The sequence below is a fragment of the Streptomyces sp. NPDC026589 genome (genome assembly GCF_040638385.1).
Taxonomy (GTDB): Bacteria; Actinomycetota; Actinomycetes; order Streptomycetales; family Streptomycetaceae; genus Streptomyces.
Genome location: NZ_JBEZYG010000017.1, coordinates 126,386 through 142,988, shown reverse-complemented (window position 1 = coordinate 142,988; position 16,603 = coordinate 126,386). Strand labels below are relative to the sequence as shown.

Genomic DNA, 16,603 nt, shown 5'->3' with positions numbered 1-16,603 from the left:
TGCGGACAGCTGCACGGACGTGCGGCAGGCCCTGTTCACGGGGTCGGCATCGAGAGACGCGCGATGTACGTCCGAGGCATATAGGAGTTTTTGGGTTATTTATTGCTTATGAGTGATCTCGACTACGGGGACAGGTCCGACTTCGACGACGCCGAGCGGGGCTTCGTCGCCGCCCTCTCACCGGCGGTGGTCCGGACGGAGGACGGCCGGGTGATCTGGGACGGGGAGGCGTACGCTTTCCTAAGCGAGGACTGCCCGCCCAGCGCGCACCCGAGCCTGTGGCGGCAGAGCCGGCTCTGCGCCAAGCAGGGCCTGTTCGAGGTGACGGAGGGGATCTACCAGGTCCGCAACCTGGACCTCTCGAACATGACGCTGGTCGAGGGCGACACCGGTGTCATCGTCATCGACCCGCTGATCTCGGCGGAGACCGCGGCCGCCGCCCTCGCGCTCTACCGCGAGCACCGCGGCGACCGCCCGGTCACCGGACTGATCTACACCCACTCCCACGGCGACCATTTCGGCGGCTCCCGCGGGGTCCTGCCGCACGGCCACGCCCCCGTACCGGTGATCGCCCCCGCCGGGTTCCTGGAACACGCCGTGGCCGAGAACGTGTACGCGGGCGGCGCGATGACCCGCCGCGCGGTCTACATGTACGGCGCCGAACTGAAGAAGGGGCCCGCCGGGCAGATCGGCGCCGGTCTCGGCATGACGACGTCCACGGGCACGATCACCCTGGTTCCGCCGACGCTGGACGTCACCCGCACCGGCCAGGAGGAGACCGTCGACGGGGTGCGGATCGTGTTCCAGATGACGCCGGACACCGAGGCGCCCTCGGAGATGAACTTCTTCTTCCCCGAGCGGCGTGCCCTGTGCATGGCGGAGAACGCGACGCACAACATGCACAACATCCTGACCCTGCGTGGGGCGGTGGTCCGCGACACCCGCATCTGGGCGCATTACCTGGACGAGGCGATCACGCTGTTCGGCGAGCGGGCCGAGGTCGCGTTCGCCTCGCACCACTGGCCCACCTGGGGCCAAGGCCGCATCGTCGAGCACCTGGCGGGCCAGCGTGACATGTGGGCGTACCTCCATGACCAGACCCTGCGCATGGCCAACCAGGGACTGACCGGACCGGAGATCGCCGAGCGGATCGAACTTCCGCCGGCGATCGCGAACCGGTGGGCGAACCGCGGCTACTACGGTTCCGTCAGCCACAACGCCAAGGCCATCTACCAGCGCTACATGGGCTGGTTCGACGGCAATCCGGCCCATCTGTGGGAGCACCCGCCCGTCGAGCAGGCCAAGCGGTTCGCCGCCGACTACGGCGGCGTGCCCGCGCTGGTCGCCAAGGGCGAGGAGTACGCCGCCTCCGGTGACCTGCGCTTCGCCGCGACGCTGCTGGGGCACGCGGTCTTCGCCGCCCCCGACGACTCGCTCGCCAAGCAGGCGCTGGCGTCGGTGTACGAGAAGCTCGGCTTCGGCGCGGAGAACGCCACCTGGCGCAACTTCTACCTGATGGGCGCCCAGGAACTGCGCGGCGCCATCGCGCACACCTCGCTGGAGACGACCAACCCCGAGATGGCGATGGCCCTGACCGTCGACATGCTCATCGACTCGCTCGCCATCCGCGTCGACGGCCCCCGAGCGTGGGACGAGGAGCTCACCATGACCTGGAACGTCACCGACGAGGGCCGCGCCTGGCACCTCCTGCTGTCCAACGGTGCCCTCACCCACCGCAGCACCGATACCGCCGCCGGGGCGAACGGGCCGGTACCGGCCGCCGACCTCACCTTGACGCTGACCAAATCGCAACTGCTCGGGATCCTCGCGGGCAAGGGACTCGACGGCGTGGGCGTCGAGGGTGACCCGCAGGTCTTCGCGACCCTCACCGGGCTGCTCGACACCCCCGACCCCGACTTCCCCATCGTCACGCCGTGACCATCGAGGCCTTGCACGATCCGGCCGCGGTGAATGCGGCGCAACTGGCGATCGGGGCCGTCGGTTTCGGGTCGTTCGAGTTCACCGGTGGCGGCACGTTCATCAACCTGGTCGCGGCGACCACCAACGCTCTGAACGGGGCGCTGCTGGCCCGCCGTCCCGACCACTACAAGAACTTCACGGTGGTCGGCATCCTGCTCATGGCGCTGCTCGGCGGCATCGGCGGCGGAGTCAGCCGCGACGTCATGGTCGGCCACGTACCGGCCGCGCTGACCAACTCCTCGTACGTCGTGCTGTGCCTGATCGCCGGATACATCGGACACCGCCTGGCGTACGCCGAGGGGCAGCTGTTCCGCGAGGGGCTCTTCCAGTTCGTCACGTCCTTCGCCCTGCCCTGGTACGCCATCGTCGGCGCCCAGACCGGGGTGGACGTCGGCCTGCCGGTCCTGGGCTCCCTCGTCCTCGCCGTCGTGGGCCCCACGGCGGGACGCTTCCTCATCGACGTCGCCTGCGGCGTCCCGCCCAAGCAGTTCGTCCGCGGCGAGTGGTTCGTCGCCATCGCCGCACTGACCGGCGCCGTATGGATCGCCCTCGACCAGGCGGGACTCCCACGCGCCGCGAGTGCTCCCCTCGCGTTCCTGGTCGGCTTCACCGTCCGCCTCACCGCCCTGTACCGGGGCTGGGAGGAGCCCCTGGCCGCCGAACCCGCCGGCGTCTACCGCCACGACGACGGCCGCCCCCTCCTCGGCAGAAAGATCGCCGGAAAATCCGTGCGAGAACTGCGCCTGCTCGGCCTGACCGTCGAACCCCACGAGCCCGGACCTCCGGCCGGAACAACGTCCAGAGCCTCCTGATCTCCGACCGCCCGTCGCCCGACCGGGCTGATCAACGCCGGGCCGGGCATGACGACTTCCACCACACCCTCACTCCTGCGAGCCCCGGTCAGGAGCTGAGACCTGAGATCGCGTCGCCGGCGTACTTGGCGCCCAGGAGCACCAGGACCACGGTCATGATCGCCGCGTTGTGGGCCGCCATCCAGCCCTTCCAGGACTCCAGGACGCGCGCCGACTTCTCGCCGCCGGTCAGGTAGACGCCGAGCGGCAGCAGCGCGCACAGCGAGCCGATCAGCACGAACAGCGCGACGGCGACGGTCTTTCCCCCCGCCGAGGCGGAACTGCCGGCGATGGAGACGGCGCCGCCCACGGCCAGCACCAGGTTCTTCGGGTTGAGCCCGGACAGGGCGACGGCCAGACCCGCCGCCCTGCCCGGGGAGAAGGTGTCGATGGCCTTCATCCAGCCGGGCAGCTCGGCCTCCTGCCCCGCGCGCGGACGGCCCTTCCACTGCTTCAGGCCCAGGAGCACGAAGAGAACACCGGCCAGCAGTTTCACCCAGTACACCCAGGAGGCCGTCTCCCCGTCCTCGTGTGCGTCGGCGCCGGAGCCGAGCAGGACGACGACCGTGCTCAGGGCCGCCAGGGTCACCACCCAGGCGGCCGTGAAGGCGGTGCCGTTCGCGCGCCCGCGCGGTGTCGCCAGCATCAGCACGACCGCGATGAGCGGCACCGGGCTGATGGCGATGCCGACGGCCGGAGTGAGCATCTGTCCGATGGCGTCACCCATGATCAGCCTGCCACGGTCAGGGTCGGCAGCTGCCAGGTGCCGTCGAGCACGGCGGCCTCCGGCCCGTAGACGCGGATGATGACGGAGAAGGGGCCGTCGGGGGCGGGGAGCCAGTTCGCGGCCTGCCGCGGGTCGGTGGGGCGGGTGTGCTGGACGTACAGGGTCAGGCCGCCGTCCTGGTCGTGGACCAGGCCCGGGGTGCGGTCGCCGATGGAGTACCGGTCGATCGGGTTGTCCACCAGGAGGCGCTCGGGGAGCCGGTAGAGGGTGGCCGACCAGAAGAACCGCGGCCTGGGGAGCTGGTCGGCGGTGAAGTGGACGGTGTAGTCGCGGTCCGAGGTGTTCGGCGGGCGGTTGCCCTCGCTGTCGACGACCCAGCCTCCGTACCAGGCTTCCGCCGGGGGAAGCCCGTACAGGCCCTTGTCCGCGCCGATCCCGCGGGCGAGGTAGTCCTCTCCCAGCTCCGCGCGCGTGCCGAAGATGCCGGCCGAGGTGGTCGCCCCGGCTTTGGCGGCCTCCAGTCGCTCGCGGCCCGCGCTGATGCCCTCCTCCATCGCGGAGCGCACTTCGGGCTCCAGAGCGGTCGGGTCGAAGGTGCCGTTGCCGTCCACGCCGAGTGCGGTCAGCCGCTCGCGCAGTTCCTTGCTCCCGGGAAGGACCGGGAAGAAGCCGAGCAGGAAGTCCAGCACGGTGAAGAACTCGATGTCCTGACCGGATTCCTCGCGCCACACCGGCCACACGGGGTCCGCGACAGGGGCCGGGGGGCCGGTTCCGGTGAAGGAGCTCAGGGGCCGCAGCGTGTACTGCTCCTGGATGGTGCGCAGTTCCTCGACGTCCGCGTCGGTCAGGCCGGTGAGGGTGGTGCGGCCCAGGCATCCCACGAGGTGGGTGTCGGCGCGCAGGACCCCGGTCACACCGTCGGGTACGTCGCCGGCCCACCCGGGACCCGCGATCAGGTGGTTCCCGGCGTCCTGGCCGGTGGTGCGGGCGCCCACGAAGCCGACGTAGGTGGTGTCCAGGTCGTGGAAGGGCAGCACGTAGTAGCGGTCCATCGCGGGCACCGACACGACCCACGGCTCCGCGCGCAGATCCAGCCAGCACCACGAGTACGGGGTGTCGTTGTTCGGCGTGACGATGTCGGTGTTCTCCGGCCGCGACGGCTGCGGATAGTGCCGGAACGTACCGAAGCCGCCCACGTACCGGGAATCGTCCGGGTCCACCGCCTGCGCGTACATGGTCCGGTAGTTCTCCAGCATGGGATGGCCATAGATCCAGCCCTCCGCCGCCGTCGCCCGCACCGTGTTCAGATCCATGCCGCTCATGCACCACCTTCAGGAAAATGTCACCTTATGTTCCTTCTCGTGATCGTAGAGGTGCATTCGAGGACATAAGGGGAGGGCGGGGCCGCAGGCCACCGCGGCGCACGTGCGCCGCCGCCGGAGCGCAGCGAGAGCGCGTCACCCGAAGCCGACGGCCCCGGCCAGTGGCCGGGGCCGCCTCTGCTGGTTCGGGAGAGCGGTTCGAGCGGGTCGACGCGGCTGGCGGAGGCGCTGCGACGGACGCGCTGTGTGCGCCCCTGTGCGAGGTGCTTCGGAACTCCGGCGGGCCTTGTGCCCCCTGTCCGCGTTCGGGTGGAACGGTCAGGACAGCGGCTCGTACGGGAGGGAGGGGAAATAGTCCTCCCTGTCGCCGTCGCGGTGGATGTCCCACGTGGCGCAGTGGAGGGAGCCGCCGTACTCGAAGACGTTGCGGAACGGGATCGGGAAGACCTCGAAACCGTGCGAGGAGAGAAGGTCCTGGAGGGGCTTCTCCTGCTCCTCGCAGATGACCTTGGTCGGCGAGATGCTCAGCACGTTCATCGAGAGCCACTTCGACGACTGGCAGTACATCGGCATCTCGTCGTTGGTCAGGACGGGCTGGGGTACATCGACCAGTTGCCAGTCGTTGTCGAGGAACATCTTCTCCTCGCCCTCGCGCAGCGGCCGTTCCGGGTTGGTGAGGATCAGGCCGGGACGCAGCGGTACGAAGGTGCAGTCGATGTGGGACGGGAAGAAGTCCAGCGGGAAGTGCACGGGGTGGACGCGGAAGCCGCGGGGTTCCAGGTGGCGCTTGAGCCAGTGGATGCCGGCCCGGTTGGTGGTCATCGACTCCTGGACCAGGATGTCGCGGCCCAGCCGGCTCATGTCGGCCGCGTCGAAGACCACCTCGTCCTGGTTGACGCAGAATTCGAACGAGTGCATCTTCGCGTGGCGCTCCTCCAGCGGCCACTCCCAGAAGTCCTCGCGGTACATGCCGTCCTTCATCGACGGCTTGGGCGCGGTCGTCCATCCCACCCGCGGGTCGGCGTTCCAGTACTCGTAGACCAGTTTCCGGTAGGGCTGGTACTCGAAGTAACGGGCCCGGCGCGACATGGTCGCCTCGATGATCTCGTTGCCCATGGTGATCATCACGTCGCGCGGGCAGACGGCGCAGTACTGGTTCTCGACCTCGAAGTCGGGGGTGGTGACCGGGGCGGAGAAGTCGTGCGTCTCGGGGCGGCGTACGGTCACGCCCTGGGATTCCAGGAGCGAGGCGAGACCGGCGAGTTCCTCGTTGGCCAGATCGATGGCCTCCTTGGACTTCGGGCCCGTCGGGAACGGCTGGTCGGGGGCGTTGCGGATCGCGGGCCGGCTGCCTGGTTCAGCCGGTTCGAAGCAGGCGTTGTCGGCGGAGCCGACCACCATTTCCCGGAGGGTGTCCCACTCGTTCCACGAGTTGACGACGGGGGGGAGGTTGTTCGGCATGTGCGGTCACCTGTCTCTGCCGGAGCGTTCGATGAGGGAAACGGGTCAGGCCGCGTCGGTCGCGGCGAGCGAGGCGGGCCGGAGGTCGGTCCAGTTCTTCTCGATGTGGTCGAGGCAGGTCTGCCGGGTGCTGTCCGACACCACCACGTTCCAGCCGGCCGGGACCTCGACGAACGCGGGCCACAGGGAGTGCTGGCGCTCCTCGTTGACGAGCACGTGGAAGACGCCGTCTTCGTTGTCGAAGGGGTTTGTCATGGTTTGAGTCTCTCTGTTCTCGGGGGTCGGCCCGGGCTGATTCCGGGCTTCGCGTGGGCGGCCTCAGGCGAGTGCGGTGCCGAGGGCGCGGGCGGTACGGCAGCGGAAGACGCTCTCCACGTCGACGGGCCGTCCCAGCTCCGTCTCGATCCGGCCCGCCAGGCGCAGGGCCGTCAGGGAGTCGCAGCCGAGCTCGAACACGTCCTCGTCGGCATGGACGAAGTCGCGGCCCAGCACCTCGGCGATCAGCTCGCACATCATCTGCTGCCCTGGTTCGGCAGGTGGTGCGGGAGTGTGTTCCAGGAACCGGCCCGTCGGGAGGGCCAGCGCTCCGGGCAGCTCGATCAGCAGTTCCCGTAGACGATCGGCCACCTGCTGCCCGAGTGGTGCGTCGAACAGGTCCGGGCGGTAGCTGATCTCCAGCTCCAGCTGCCGACCGGGTGCGGCCATCAGCTTGAGCGGATAGTGATAGGCGTCGTGGCCGACGACATCCGTCAGCCGCAAGCCGTTGTCCGGACCGCTCGGCAGGGTCTCGGCGGTCGGAAAGTTCTCGAAGACGACGCAACTGTCGAACAGGGTCCCCAGTCCCACCGCCCGCTGGATGTCGCTCAGCGGGAGGTAGTGGTGGTCGAGGAGTTCGGCGTGCTCTCCCTGGAGGCGTTCGAGCAGTTCGGCCACCGGCTCGGACGGGTCGAGACGCACTCGTACCGGCACGGTGTTGATGAAAACCCCCACCATCTCCTCGACGCCGGGGAGTTCGGCCACTCTGCCCGAGACCGTGGCCCCGAAGGTGATGTCCAGCTGCCCGGTCCGCCGGTGCAGGCACAGCGCCCAGGCGACCCGGACCAGGGTGTTGAGCGTGACACCGTGACGGCGCGAGATGTCGAGCAGCGCGGAGGTGTCCGCTTCGGAGAGGGCGACGACGGTCCGCTCCGGAAGAACGCGTATCCGCGCGGTGTCCGTGCCGGGACAGGCCAGCGTGGGCTCCTTCAGACCCGCCAGCGCCTCCAGCCAGGCCGTACGCGACTTCTCGCGGTCCTGTCCGGCCAGCCACCGCAGATAGTCGGGGTAGTGGCCGGGTGCGGGCAGCCCGCTCGCGGTGCCGTGGTCGTAGAGGGCGAGCAGGTCGCGCAGCAGCAGTGAGGTGGTCCAGCCGTCCACCAGCAGGTGGTGCATGGTCAGGACGATTCTCTGCCGCTCCTCGCCCAGGCCGACCAGGGTGCAGCGCATCAGCGGCGGCTCGGCGGGGTCGAAGCGCCGGCGCCGGTCGGCCGCCAGCACCGCCGCCAGCCGGTCGGCCTGTTCGTGCGGGTCGAGGCCGGTCAGGTCATGGACGTGCCACGGCATGGCCGTCCGCTCCGGGATCACCTGGACCGGCTCCCCGGACCGCTTCTGCAGGAAGGCCGCCCGCAGCATCGGGTGCCGTTCCAGGAGAGCGTCGCAGGCGCCCCGGAACCGCTCGGCGTGGAGCCGGCCCCGCACCTCCAGCGAGATCTGCACGTTGTAGACATCAAGGTCCCGGCTGTCGTACCGGGCGTGGAAGAGCAGCCCTTCCTGGAGCGGCGTCATCGGCAGGGCCTCGACGACGGGCAGACCGATACGGGCGCCGAGACCGGCGAGCTCGGTGTCGTGCCGGTCGAGCGGTTCTCCGCCCAGTGGCCCGCCCTCCCGCGGCAGGGCGGGCGGCATCGTCTGCCGCGGGACGATGGCCTCCGTGCTCGTCCCGTGCTCCACCAGCGCGCGCAGCGCCGCGAACCAGTGCCGGCCCAGCTCGGCGACGTCCTGGTCGGTCAGCAGCCGGCGGGCCCACAGCCAGTGGGTGACCAGGCGTGGCCCTTCCGCGCCGTCGCTGACCGCCGCGGTCAGTTCGACGACGTGCGCCATGGGCATACGGGGGTCGGCCCCGAGGGGCAGCACGTCCGACTCGGGGGCCACGCTCCAGTCGGTGGTCCCCGCGCCGCCCTGTCTCCCGAGGTAGTTGTACCCGATCTGGGGTGCGGGGCGGGCCGCCAGCTCGGCGGCTGTCTCCTGGTTCAGGTAGCGCAGCAGACCGAAGCCGGTGCCGCGCCGGGGGATGGCCTCGACCTGGGCCGTGACCCGGCGCACGGCCTCGCCGAGGCGGGCTCCGGCCGGATCGTCGTCCGGCGCCCAGTCGGCGATCCTGGCGTCGACGCGGACCGGGTACAGCGTGGTCAGCCAGCCGACGGTGCCGGACAGGTCGACGTCCTCGGACAGCTGTTCACGGCCGTGGCCCTCGACGTCGATCAGTACGGCCGTGCTGTCGCCCTCGTCGGGCGAGCGGTCACGACGCCAGGCGGCGACGGCCACCGCGAGGGCGGTGAGCAGTACCTCGTTCGTGTGGGTGCCGAAGACGGCGGGCACGGTCGTGAGCAGCGGGGCGGTCAGCTCCGGCGGAAGGGTGAGGGAGAGTTCACCGGCCGTCGCGTAGACGTCGTGCGACGGGGAGAGCTCCACGTCGGCGAGCCTGCCGTCACCCGGCCCCCGTCCTCTGCCGAGAGTCCGCCGCCAGTGGGGCAGTTCGTCCCGCAGGGCGGGTGCCTCCGCCTCGGCGCGGAGCAGCAGGCTCCACTCCCGCATCGAGAACGGCACCGGACCCGTCTCCGGGACGGCACCCGCTGCCAGGTCCTGCCAGATGCCGTACAGGTCGGTCAGCAGGATGTGCCAGGAGACCGCGTCGACGGCCAGGTGGTGGACGGTGACGAGCAACCTGCCCTGGGCGCCCTCCCCGGCGTCGAACCAGGTCACCCGCAGCATGGCGCCGGCGCGTGGGGCGAGGGAGTCGGCGTCCTCGCGGGCGCACGCGGCGATCCGCAGACGGACGCCATCCGGCGCGAGACCCACGACATCCACCCGGCGTACCGAGTTGCGCGACTTCACCGGGTCCGCCGGGTCCGCCGACTTCACCGGGTCCGCCGGGTCCAGCGTCAGCGCCCCGTCCTCCTGGAGACGTGCGCGCAGCGACTGATGCCGCTCGGCGAGAGCCTGAACGGCGGTGGCCAGCAGGTCGGCGTCGAGTGCGGCCGGCACCCGGAGCAGGGTCGACTGGTGGTACGCGTCGGTCGTTCCGCCCTGCTCCCGCAGCCAGAGCATGATCGGCGTCGCGGGGATCACGTCCGCCGGCCACCGCGCCCCCGGGTCGGCCGCGCCCGAGCCGCCGCCCGAGGCGTTTACCGCGTCCGTCGGGCTCGCCATGAGGAAGGCGGCGAGAGCGCTCGCGGTGCGGTGGGTGAAGACGTGCTTCGGGGTCAGGTGGAAGCCCGCGGCGCGGGCGCGGACGACGAGTTGGATGGCGGTGATGGAGTCGCCGCCGAGGGCGAAGAAGTCGTCCGCCGCCACGGCGCCGTCCACACCGAGCACCTGGACGAACAGTCCGACGAGAACGGTCTCGACGCTCTCGTCCCGCGCCCGGTCCGCCCGCTGCCGCTGCCCGGACTCGCGCGCCTCGTCCGGGGCCGGCAGCGCGGCCCGGTCCACCTTGCCGTTCGGGCTCATCGGCAGTGCGGGCAGGGTGACGAACGCCGAGGGAACCATGTTCGCGGGCAGCCGCGCCCCGATCCGGTCCGCCAGCGCGGCAAGGTCCGCGGCCGGGTCGGCCGCCGGTACGACATAGGCCACCAACCGCTCGTTCCCGTGCCGGTCCTTCCGTACGGCCGCCGCGGCCAGGGCGACGGCGGGATCGGCCGCGACGACGGTCTCCACCTCGCCCAGTTCGATCCGGAAGCCGCGGACCTTGACCTGGTCGTCGGACCGGCCTCGGTAGACCAGGATGCCGTCGGGCCGCCGGCACGCGATGTCACCGGTGCGGTACATCCGGGAACCGGGTGGGCCGAAGGGGTCGGCGACGAAGCGGGACGCGGAGAGCCCGGGCCGGTTGACGTAGCCGCGGGCGAGCACGTCACCGCCGATGTACAGCTCGGCGGGCAGGCCCGCGGGGACGGGACGCAGGAAACGGTCCAGGAGGTAGACACGGGCGTCGGGGACCGGACGGCCGATCGGCACCGCGCCCCCCGGCAGCGGATCGCCGGGTTCCAGGCGGTACTCCATGCATCCCACGGTGGCCTCCGTGGGTCCGTACTCGTTCACGACGGTCACGCCCGGGTGGGCCGCACGCCAGGGGGCCAGCGCCTCGCCGTTGAGTTGTTCACCGCCCAGGACCAGTTCCCCGGTCGGTGAGTACCAGCCGGACGACGCGGTCAGCACCGGCAGGTGGCTGGGCGTGGCTTTGACGAAGGTGGGCGGCGGGGTGGCGTCGGCCGGGGCGTCGAAGTCCTCCAGGTCGACGATGCGCACCAGACCGCCGGAGGTCAGCGGGCCGAAGACGCCGGTGACCGTGAGGTCGAAGGAGGGCGGTGAGTGCACCAGCGCCTGTCCGGCGAGGCCGGGGTAGGCGGCGCGGGCGAAGGCGAGGTAGCTGTCGACCGTACGGTGCTCGACGGCGACGCCCTTGGGCCGGCCGGTCGACCCCGAGGTGTAGATGACGTACGCGGCGTCCGCGGGCCGCGGCGGCGCGCCGCGTTCGCCGTCCTCCACGGGGTGCGAGGGCAGCAGTGCCAGCTCCTCCCGCACGGCGGCGGCGGCGAGCGGGACGACCGACGGATGCGTGATGCGCGCCGGGCGGGTGGCGCCGGCGCAGACGACGACGGACGGGGAGGCGTCGTCGAGCATGAACGAGACGCGCTCGGCGGGATAGGAGGGATCGATCGGCAGGTATCCGGCTCCCGCCTTCAGCGTGCCGAGCAGCGCCACGATCAGGTCCGTACCGCGCGGCAGCGCCACGGCGACGAGGCCGCCGGGCTGCACCCCACGGGCCAGCAGCAGCCGTGCCAGCCGGTTCGCCTCCGCGTCGAGCCGGAGGTAGCTGAGCGACCGCTCCCCGTCCGCCACGGCCGGGGCGTCGGGTGTGGCGCGCACCTGGGCCTCGAACCGCTCGGTGAGTGTCGCCGGTACGCGGTCGGGAACGTGCCCGGACTCCGCTCGACGGCCTCCCCGGTCGCCGATCACCTGCTCCCGTTCCTCGCGGGTCAGCAGCGGAACGGCGGCGACCGGCGTCGTGGGCTGTTCGGCGAACGTCTTGAGCAGCAACCTCAGACGGGAGCCGATCAGTTCGACACGTTCGGCGTCGAACAGATCGGTGCGGTAGTTGAGTTCGAGCCGCAGGCTGGGGCCGGGGACGGCGAAGACACTCAGGGGGTAGTGGGTCGATCCGGTGATCTCCTGCTGTCCGGCCGCATCCTTGTCCCCCTCCAGCAGCGTCACTCGCAGGCCGGCCGGACCGTCCTGGACGGCCTCCCAGTCGAAGGGCGCGTTGCCGAAGCCGGTGGAGGTGTCGAAGAGAGCGCCGAGCCCGGCCAGCCGCTGCACCTCGGCCAGTCCCAGGTGGTGGTGCGGGGCGAGCGCGGCCTGCTCGTCCTGGATCCGGGCGAAGAGGGCGGCCATCGCGTCCTCGGGGGCGATCCGTACCCGTACCGGGATCGCGTTCATGAGCAGGCCCACGACCGAGTCGACCCCGGGGAGCTGTGGCGGGCGGCCGTGCACGGTCTGGCCGAAGACCACGTCGTCGCGCCCTGTCAGCAGCGAGAGGAGCAGCGACCAGGCGCCCTGGACGACGGTGTTGAGCGTGAGGCCGTACTCCCGGGCGGTCGCGGTCAGCGCTTTGGTCGCCTGCTCGGACAGCGTCACGAAGGCCAGCCCGGGCATCGCCTCCGCGAAGGGCGCGCCGGGGGCGACGAGTGTCGGTTCGTCCAGACCGTGCAGGGCGTCGCGCCATGCCTGTTCCGCGGCGGGCCGGTCCTGGCGGGAGAGCCACCTGAGGAAGTCCGAGAAGGAGGTGAGGGGGCCAGGTCCGGCGTCGTCGCCGTCGCTCCGGTAGAACGCCAGCAGGTCCTGGAGGACGAGTGGCAGGGACCACCCGTCCAGCAGAATGTGATGGTAGGTCATGACGAAGGCATGGTGGTCGGGCGCCAAGCGGATCAGCGCGAACCGCATCAACGGTGGCGCCCCCATCTCGAAGCGGCGCAGCCGCTCCTCCTCCAGGAAGGCCAGCAGCCTCGACCGCCGTCCGGACTCGGACTCCGCCGACAGGTCGAGTTCCGTCCACGGCGTCTCCACGACGCGGCGGACCAACTGCACGGGTTTCCCGTTGGCGCGCAGCCGGAAACCGGCCCGCAGGGCGGCATGGCGGCGGAGCGTGGCGGAGCAGGCCGCGCGCAGACGCTCCGCCGAGATCTCCCCGGTCAGTTCGAAGCCGGCCTGGATGTTGTAGACGTCCACCGTCTCGGAGTCGTACAGCGCGTGGAAGAGCATGCCCTCCTGCAGTGGCGTGAGGGGCAGCGCCATCTCGATCGGCGACTCGGTCGCTTCGTTCACTGTGAGGTCATCCCCGTGAGCGGTCGGTGGTGGCGGTGACAAGGCGGCGGGCGGTGTGCGGAGGACGCCGACGCGGCCGACAGCGCGATGCTGCCGCACGGTTCGCGTGCGGGGACAGGCAGTGGACCGGCAGCTTCCCCGCCCGGCTCCCGCCCTCAGCGCAGCGTCGTTTTGAGGGCGTCGAGCGTCGCGGGCGCGCCGGTGAAGAGGTAGTCGTGCCCGCCGGGCAGCAGCCGGAGGGAGAACTCGCCCGCCGCGCAGTCCCGCCAGCGCTCCAACTGCTCCCCGCTGATCAGCGGGTCGTCCGTACCGCCGAGGACATGCAGCGGGCAGTCGACCCGCTCCGGGCCGGGGGCCAGGTAGGCCTCCGTGAGGGCGAGGTCGCGGCGGACGGTGCGCAGCGCGTGCCGCAAGTACGCCGGATAGCGTGACAGTTCCGAAGGAATGCCGCCGAAGCTGTTCAGCCAGGCGAGCAGCCCGGCGTCGTCCCGGTCCGATACGCGGCGGCGCACCGGGGTGTGCGGCGGCCGTGCCGCGGACACCAGCAGGGCGCGCGGCGGGGTCAGGCCGCGACGCGCGATCCGGACGGCGATCTCGTAGCCGAGCAGCGCGCCGAAACTGTGGCCGAAGATCGCGTACGGCAGGTCGAACTCGTCCGCGATGCCGTCGATCACCGCGTCGGCCAGTTCCTCCATGGTCTCCGGCAGCGGATCCGTGCCGCGTACGCCCCGGCCCGGCAGCTCCACCGTCGCGAGCTCCATGCCGGAGGGCGGGGCGAGACGCCACGGGGCGAACGAGGCCGCGCTGCCGCCCGCCTGCGGCAGACAGAACAGCCGCGTCCGGGGCCGTGACGCGCGGACCCGGCCCACGATCCAGGGACAGTCGTCATCGGGAGCCGGTGCGCCTCGCGAACCGGACGGGTTCCCTGAGCGGGTGGGTGGTGCGACGGCGGTCATGCGCGTCCCGCCCCTTCGGTCGGCCGACGGTCGTGCGGGGCGGCAGCCCCTCCGGGGCATCATGGTTCGGCGGGTGGCGGCGGGGCCAGGCAGGGGACCGGCAACCGGTCTGCCGCCAAGTTGCCCCACGGGGTGCCTGGAGAGCTGTTCCGGGGCGCGTCAGACTCCACGAGCGTCAGTCCTGTTCCGTGCCCGAGGGGTGGACCGTAATCCAATGACCACAGTTCCGGACTCGGTGACCGGCTCGGCGGCCGCTCCCGGCGGGTCTGCCGCCACGACCGGCTCGGCCGAATCGACCTTCTTCACACTGGACACCGTCACCGCGGACCTCATGGAGGTCGACGCGATGTTCAAGGCCATCCTGAACTGGGACTACGGCCAGCGCGACAGCCGGGTGTGGAACCTCTACGAGAAGAACAAGGTCTCGCAGTGGAACGCCACCACCGACATCGACTGGGACCACGAGATCCACTTCGGGTCGGAGTTGTCGGAGGAGAGCGGGGGGAGACTCGCGTCCTTCGTCGTCGGCGAGGGAAGCCCCGTGCCCCGCGAACTGCTGACGCAGTTCCGCTGGCAGTACCAGTCGTGGATGTGCAGCCAGTTCCTGCACGGCGAGCAGGGCGCGCTGGTGACCACCGCCCGGCTGGTGGAGACGGTGCCGGACATGGATGCCAAGACCTACGCGGCCTCGCAGGTCGCCGACGAGGCGAGGCACGTCGAGGCGTTCGCCCGCTATGTCGACGAGAAGCTGGGCGATTCCTACCCGATCAATCCCGGGCTCAAGACGTTGCTGCACGACCTGCTGTCGGAATCCCGGTGGGACATCGTCTACCTCGGCATGCAGGTGGTGGTGGAGGGGCTGGCGATCACCGCGCTGCGGCTCGCGAGCAGCGGCTTCGGGGACCCGATCATCCGGCAGATCACCAAGATGGTCGCGAGCGACGAGGCCCGGCACATCGCCTTCGGGGTCACCGCGCTCACCGGCATGTACGGGCAGGTGACCGCCGCCGAGCTGCGTGAGCGCGAGGACTTCCTGCTGGAGGCCATCCAGCTGATGTCGCGCCGGTTCATGCTGCGCGAGGTCTGGGAGCGGATGGACCTCGACGTGGAGAAGGGGCTGCTGTTCGCCCGGACGAACCCGATGATGGCCACCTACCGGCAGATGCTGTTCCAGCAGGTCATCCATGTCCTGCGGCAGTTGGGCATGCTCTCGGACCGGGTCAAGAGCCTGCTGCTGGCGGAGAACCTGGTGCGTCCCGAGATCATGGCGGTGACGCGCTGACTCCGGGCTCCTCCACCGTCGCGCCGGTGCCGATGTCACCTCGGGTGACATCGGCACCGGCGTTCCCGCTTCCCTCGCCTTCCTCCCGTCCTACTTCTTCGCCGCGCGGAAGCCGTTGACGACCGCGATCAGGCTCGCGACCAGGACGATCAGCGCCACTCCGGTGTAGACCTCGGACGTCGTGTTGTCGGTGACGTCCGCCAGGAAGTCCGGGTTGAAGATCTGCCGCTGCTGGAGGACCCAGGCCAGCGGCAGCACGAACACCGCCTGGGCGACGGCGTGCAGGACGGCCAGCCGGCTGGTCCAGCCGTGCGTGACCACACGGACCAGAGCGAGCACGAAGAGGCCGGCGAGCCCGATGAGGATCGGCCACATCCACCCCGACCACAGGTCCGGGTCGAGTACGGCGATCCGCTCCCCGCCGTCGGTCCCGTAGGGCTCGGAGAGCTGCTGCCAGACGGTCAGGCCGAGCAGCAGCGCGTACCAGACCGCCGTCAGGACGGCACCGGTGCCGGCCTTCTGGGGCTCACGGGTCTCGGGCAGGTCGTCGGGGGTCCAGTCGGTGGTACGGATGAGAGTCCCCTTCCGATGGCCGACGCGCTCGGCGACGGCGAACAGCACGGTGAGTACGGTGACCATCTGGGCGCCCACGGTGAACACCGTCTCGACGCCGGCGCCCACGGCCGCCCCGAGGCCGTTGTCGTCCACGATCTCCAGCAGCACGAACACGGCGGTGAGCACCGGCAGCACGGTGGTCAGCAGGAAGACCAGCAGCCGGATGTAGGTCGGGTAGAGATCGGGGCCGATCAGGGCGAGCGGCCGGTCGGTGTAGCGCGCGGCGTGCCGGATCGGATCGCCCATCTCGCTCAGCACCTCGCGTTCGACCGCCTCGGGACGGGCCGGGTCGCGTGCTTCGATGGTGTCGGCGATGGTGGTGCGCAGCTCGTCGGCGATGTCGTCGCGCTGATCCGCGGGCAGTCGTCGGACGACCTCGTGCACGTAGCGCTCGGTGAGCGTGTTCGTGCTCATCCATTCTCCTTGGTAAGCCGTGAGATCGAGGCGACGAGGTCCTGCCATTCGCGCACCAGTGAGGTGCGTACCCGGGAGCCCTCGGGGCTCACCCGGTAGAACTTCCGTGGCCGGGACTCGTCGGTGTTCCATTCGCTGGTGAGCAGGCCTTGCTTCTCGAGTCGGCGCAGCAAGGGGTAGAGGGTGTTGCCGTCGACGGTGACACCCGCGTCGTTGAGTGTCTCCAGCAGCGCGTAGCCGTACTGCGGCTTGCGGAGCAGCGCGAGGCAGGCCAGGACGACCGTGCCGCGCCGCAGCTCCTGGGCCTGGCCAAGAGCGATCTCTTCTGTAGCCATGCGCCGCACTATACTGTG

The 16,603-nt window shown here is 70.7% G+C and carries 11 protein-coding genes; 3 read left to right on the top strand and 8 right to left on the bottom strand.

Translation table 11 applies throughout. The annotated features are described in order from the left end of the window. Nucleotides 1-108 precede the first annotated feature (108 nt). Together AB0F29_RS27660 and AB0F29_RS27655 are read left to right on the top strand one after the other, a co-directional pair. Nucleotides 109-1,938, top strand: a complete 1,830-nt coding sequence (locus tag AB0F29_RS27660; RefSeq protein WP_361877208.1) for an alkyl sulfatase dimerization domain-containing protein — start codon at nt 109-111, stop codon at nt 1,936-1,938. After that, nucleotides 1,935-2,792: a TRIC cation channel family protein gene (locus AB0F29_RS27655; protein WP_361877205.1), complete on the top strand. Its 858-nt coding sequence runs from the start codon at nt 1,935-1,937 to the stop codon at nt 2,790-2,792. Before AB0F29_RS27660 ends, AB0F29_RS27655 begins: the two co-directional genes overlap by 4 nt. Before the next feature lie 88 nt (nt 2,793-2,880). On the opposite strand, the gene AB0F29_RS27650 is transcribed toward AB0F29_RS27655, so the two are convergent. The 6 genes from AB0F29_RS27650 to AB0F29_RS27625 form a co-directional block, all read right to left on the bottom strand. Next, the gene (locus AB0F29_RS27650; protein ID WP_361877202.1) at nt 2,881-3,558 is read right to left on the bottom strand and encodes a GAP family protein; all 678 of its coding nucleotides are present in this window, start codon (nt 3,556-3,558) and stop codon (nt 2,881-2,883) included. A gap of 2 nt (nt 3,559-3,560) precedes the next feature. Continuing rightward, nucleotides 3,561-4,880 carry a DUF1254 domain-containing protein gene (locus tag AB0F29_RS27645; protein WP_361877200.1) on the bottom strand — a complete coding sequence of 440 codons (1,320 nt, stop codon included), beginning with the start codon at nt 4,878-4,880 and terminating at the stop codon, nt 3,561-3,563. Between the two features lie 318 nt (nt 4,881-5,198). Then, a complete protein-coding gene (locus AB0F29_RS27640; RefSeq protein ID WP_361877197.1) occupies nt 5,199-6,341 on the bottom strand; it encodes a glycine amidinotransferase in 1,143 nt (380 codons plus the stop codon). Nucleotides 6,342-6,386: 45 nt separating this feature from the next. After that, on the bottom strand, nt 6,387-6,596 hold the full coding sequence (locus tag AB0F29_RS27635) for an MbtH family protein (RefSeq protein WP_361877195.1): 210 nt from the start codon (nt 6,594-6,596) through the stop codon (nt 6,387-6,389). A gap of 63 nt (nt 6,597-6,659) precedes the next feature. After that, the gene (locus tag AB0F29_RS27630; RefSeq protein ID WP_361877193.1) at nt 6,660-12,983 is read right to left on the bottom strand and encodes an amino acid adenylation domain-containing protein; all 6,324 of its coding nucleotides are present in this window, start codon (nt 12,981-12,983) and stop codon (nt 6,660-6,662) included. A gap of 155 nt (nt 12,984-13,138) precedes the next feature. Continuing rightward, complete coding sequence (locus AB0F29_RS27625) at nt 13,139-13,939, bottom strand: alpha/beta fold hydrolase (protein WP_361877190.1); 801 nt, start codon at nt 13,937-13,939, stop codon at nt 13,139-13,141. 214 nt (nt 13,940-14,153) lie between these two features. On the opposite strand from AB0F29_RS27625, the gene AB0F29_RS27620 reads away from it, so the two are divergent. Continuing rightward, the gene (locus tag AB0F29_RS27620) at nt 14,154-15,221 is read left to right on the top strand and encodes a diiron oxygenase (protein ID WP_361877187.1); all 1,068 of its coding nucleotides are present in this window, start codon (nt 14,154-14,156) and stop codon (nt 15,219-15,221) included. A 90-nt stretch (nt 15,222-15,311) separates the two neighbouring features. Here AB0F29_RS27620 and AB0F29_RS27615 read toward each other — a convergent pair whose 3' ends face one another. Next, nucleotides 15,312-16,250: a hypothetical protein gene (locus AB0F29_RS27615; RefSeq protein WP_361877184.1), complete on the bottom strand. Its 939-nt coding sequence runs from the start codon at nt 16,248-16,250 to the stop codon at nt 15,312-15,314. Further along, on the bottom strand, nt 16,247-16,585 hold the full coding sequence (locus AB0F29_RS27610) for a PadR family transcriptional regulator (RefSeq protein ID WP_018961692.1): 339 nt from the start codon (nt 16,583-16,585) through the stop codon (nt 16,247-16,249). Before AB0F29_RS27610 ends, AB0F29_RS27615 begins: the two co-directional genes overlap by 4 nt. Nucleotides 16,586-16,603 lie beyond the last annotated feature (18 nt).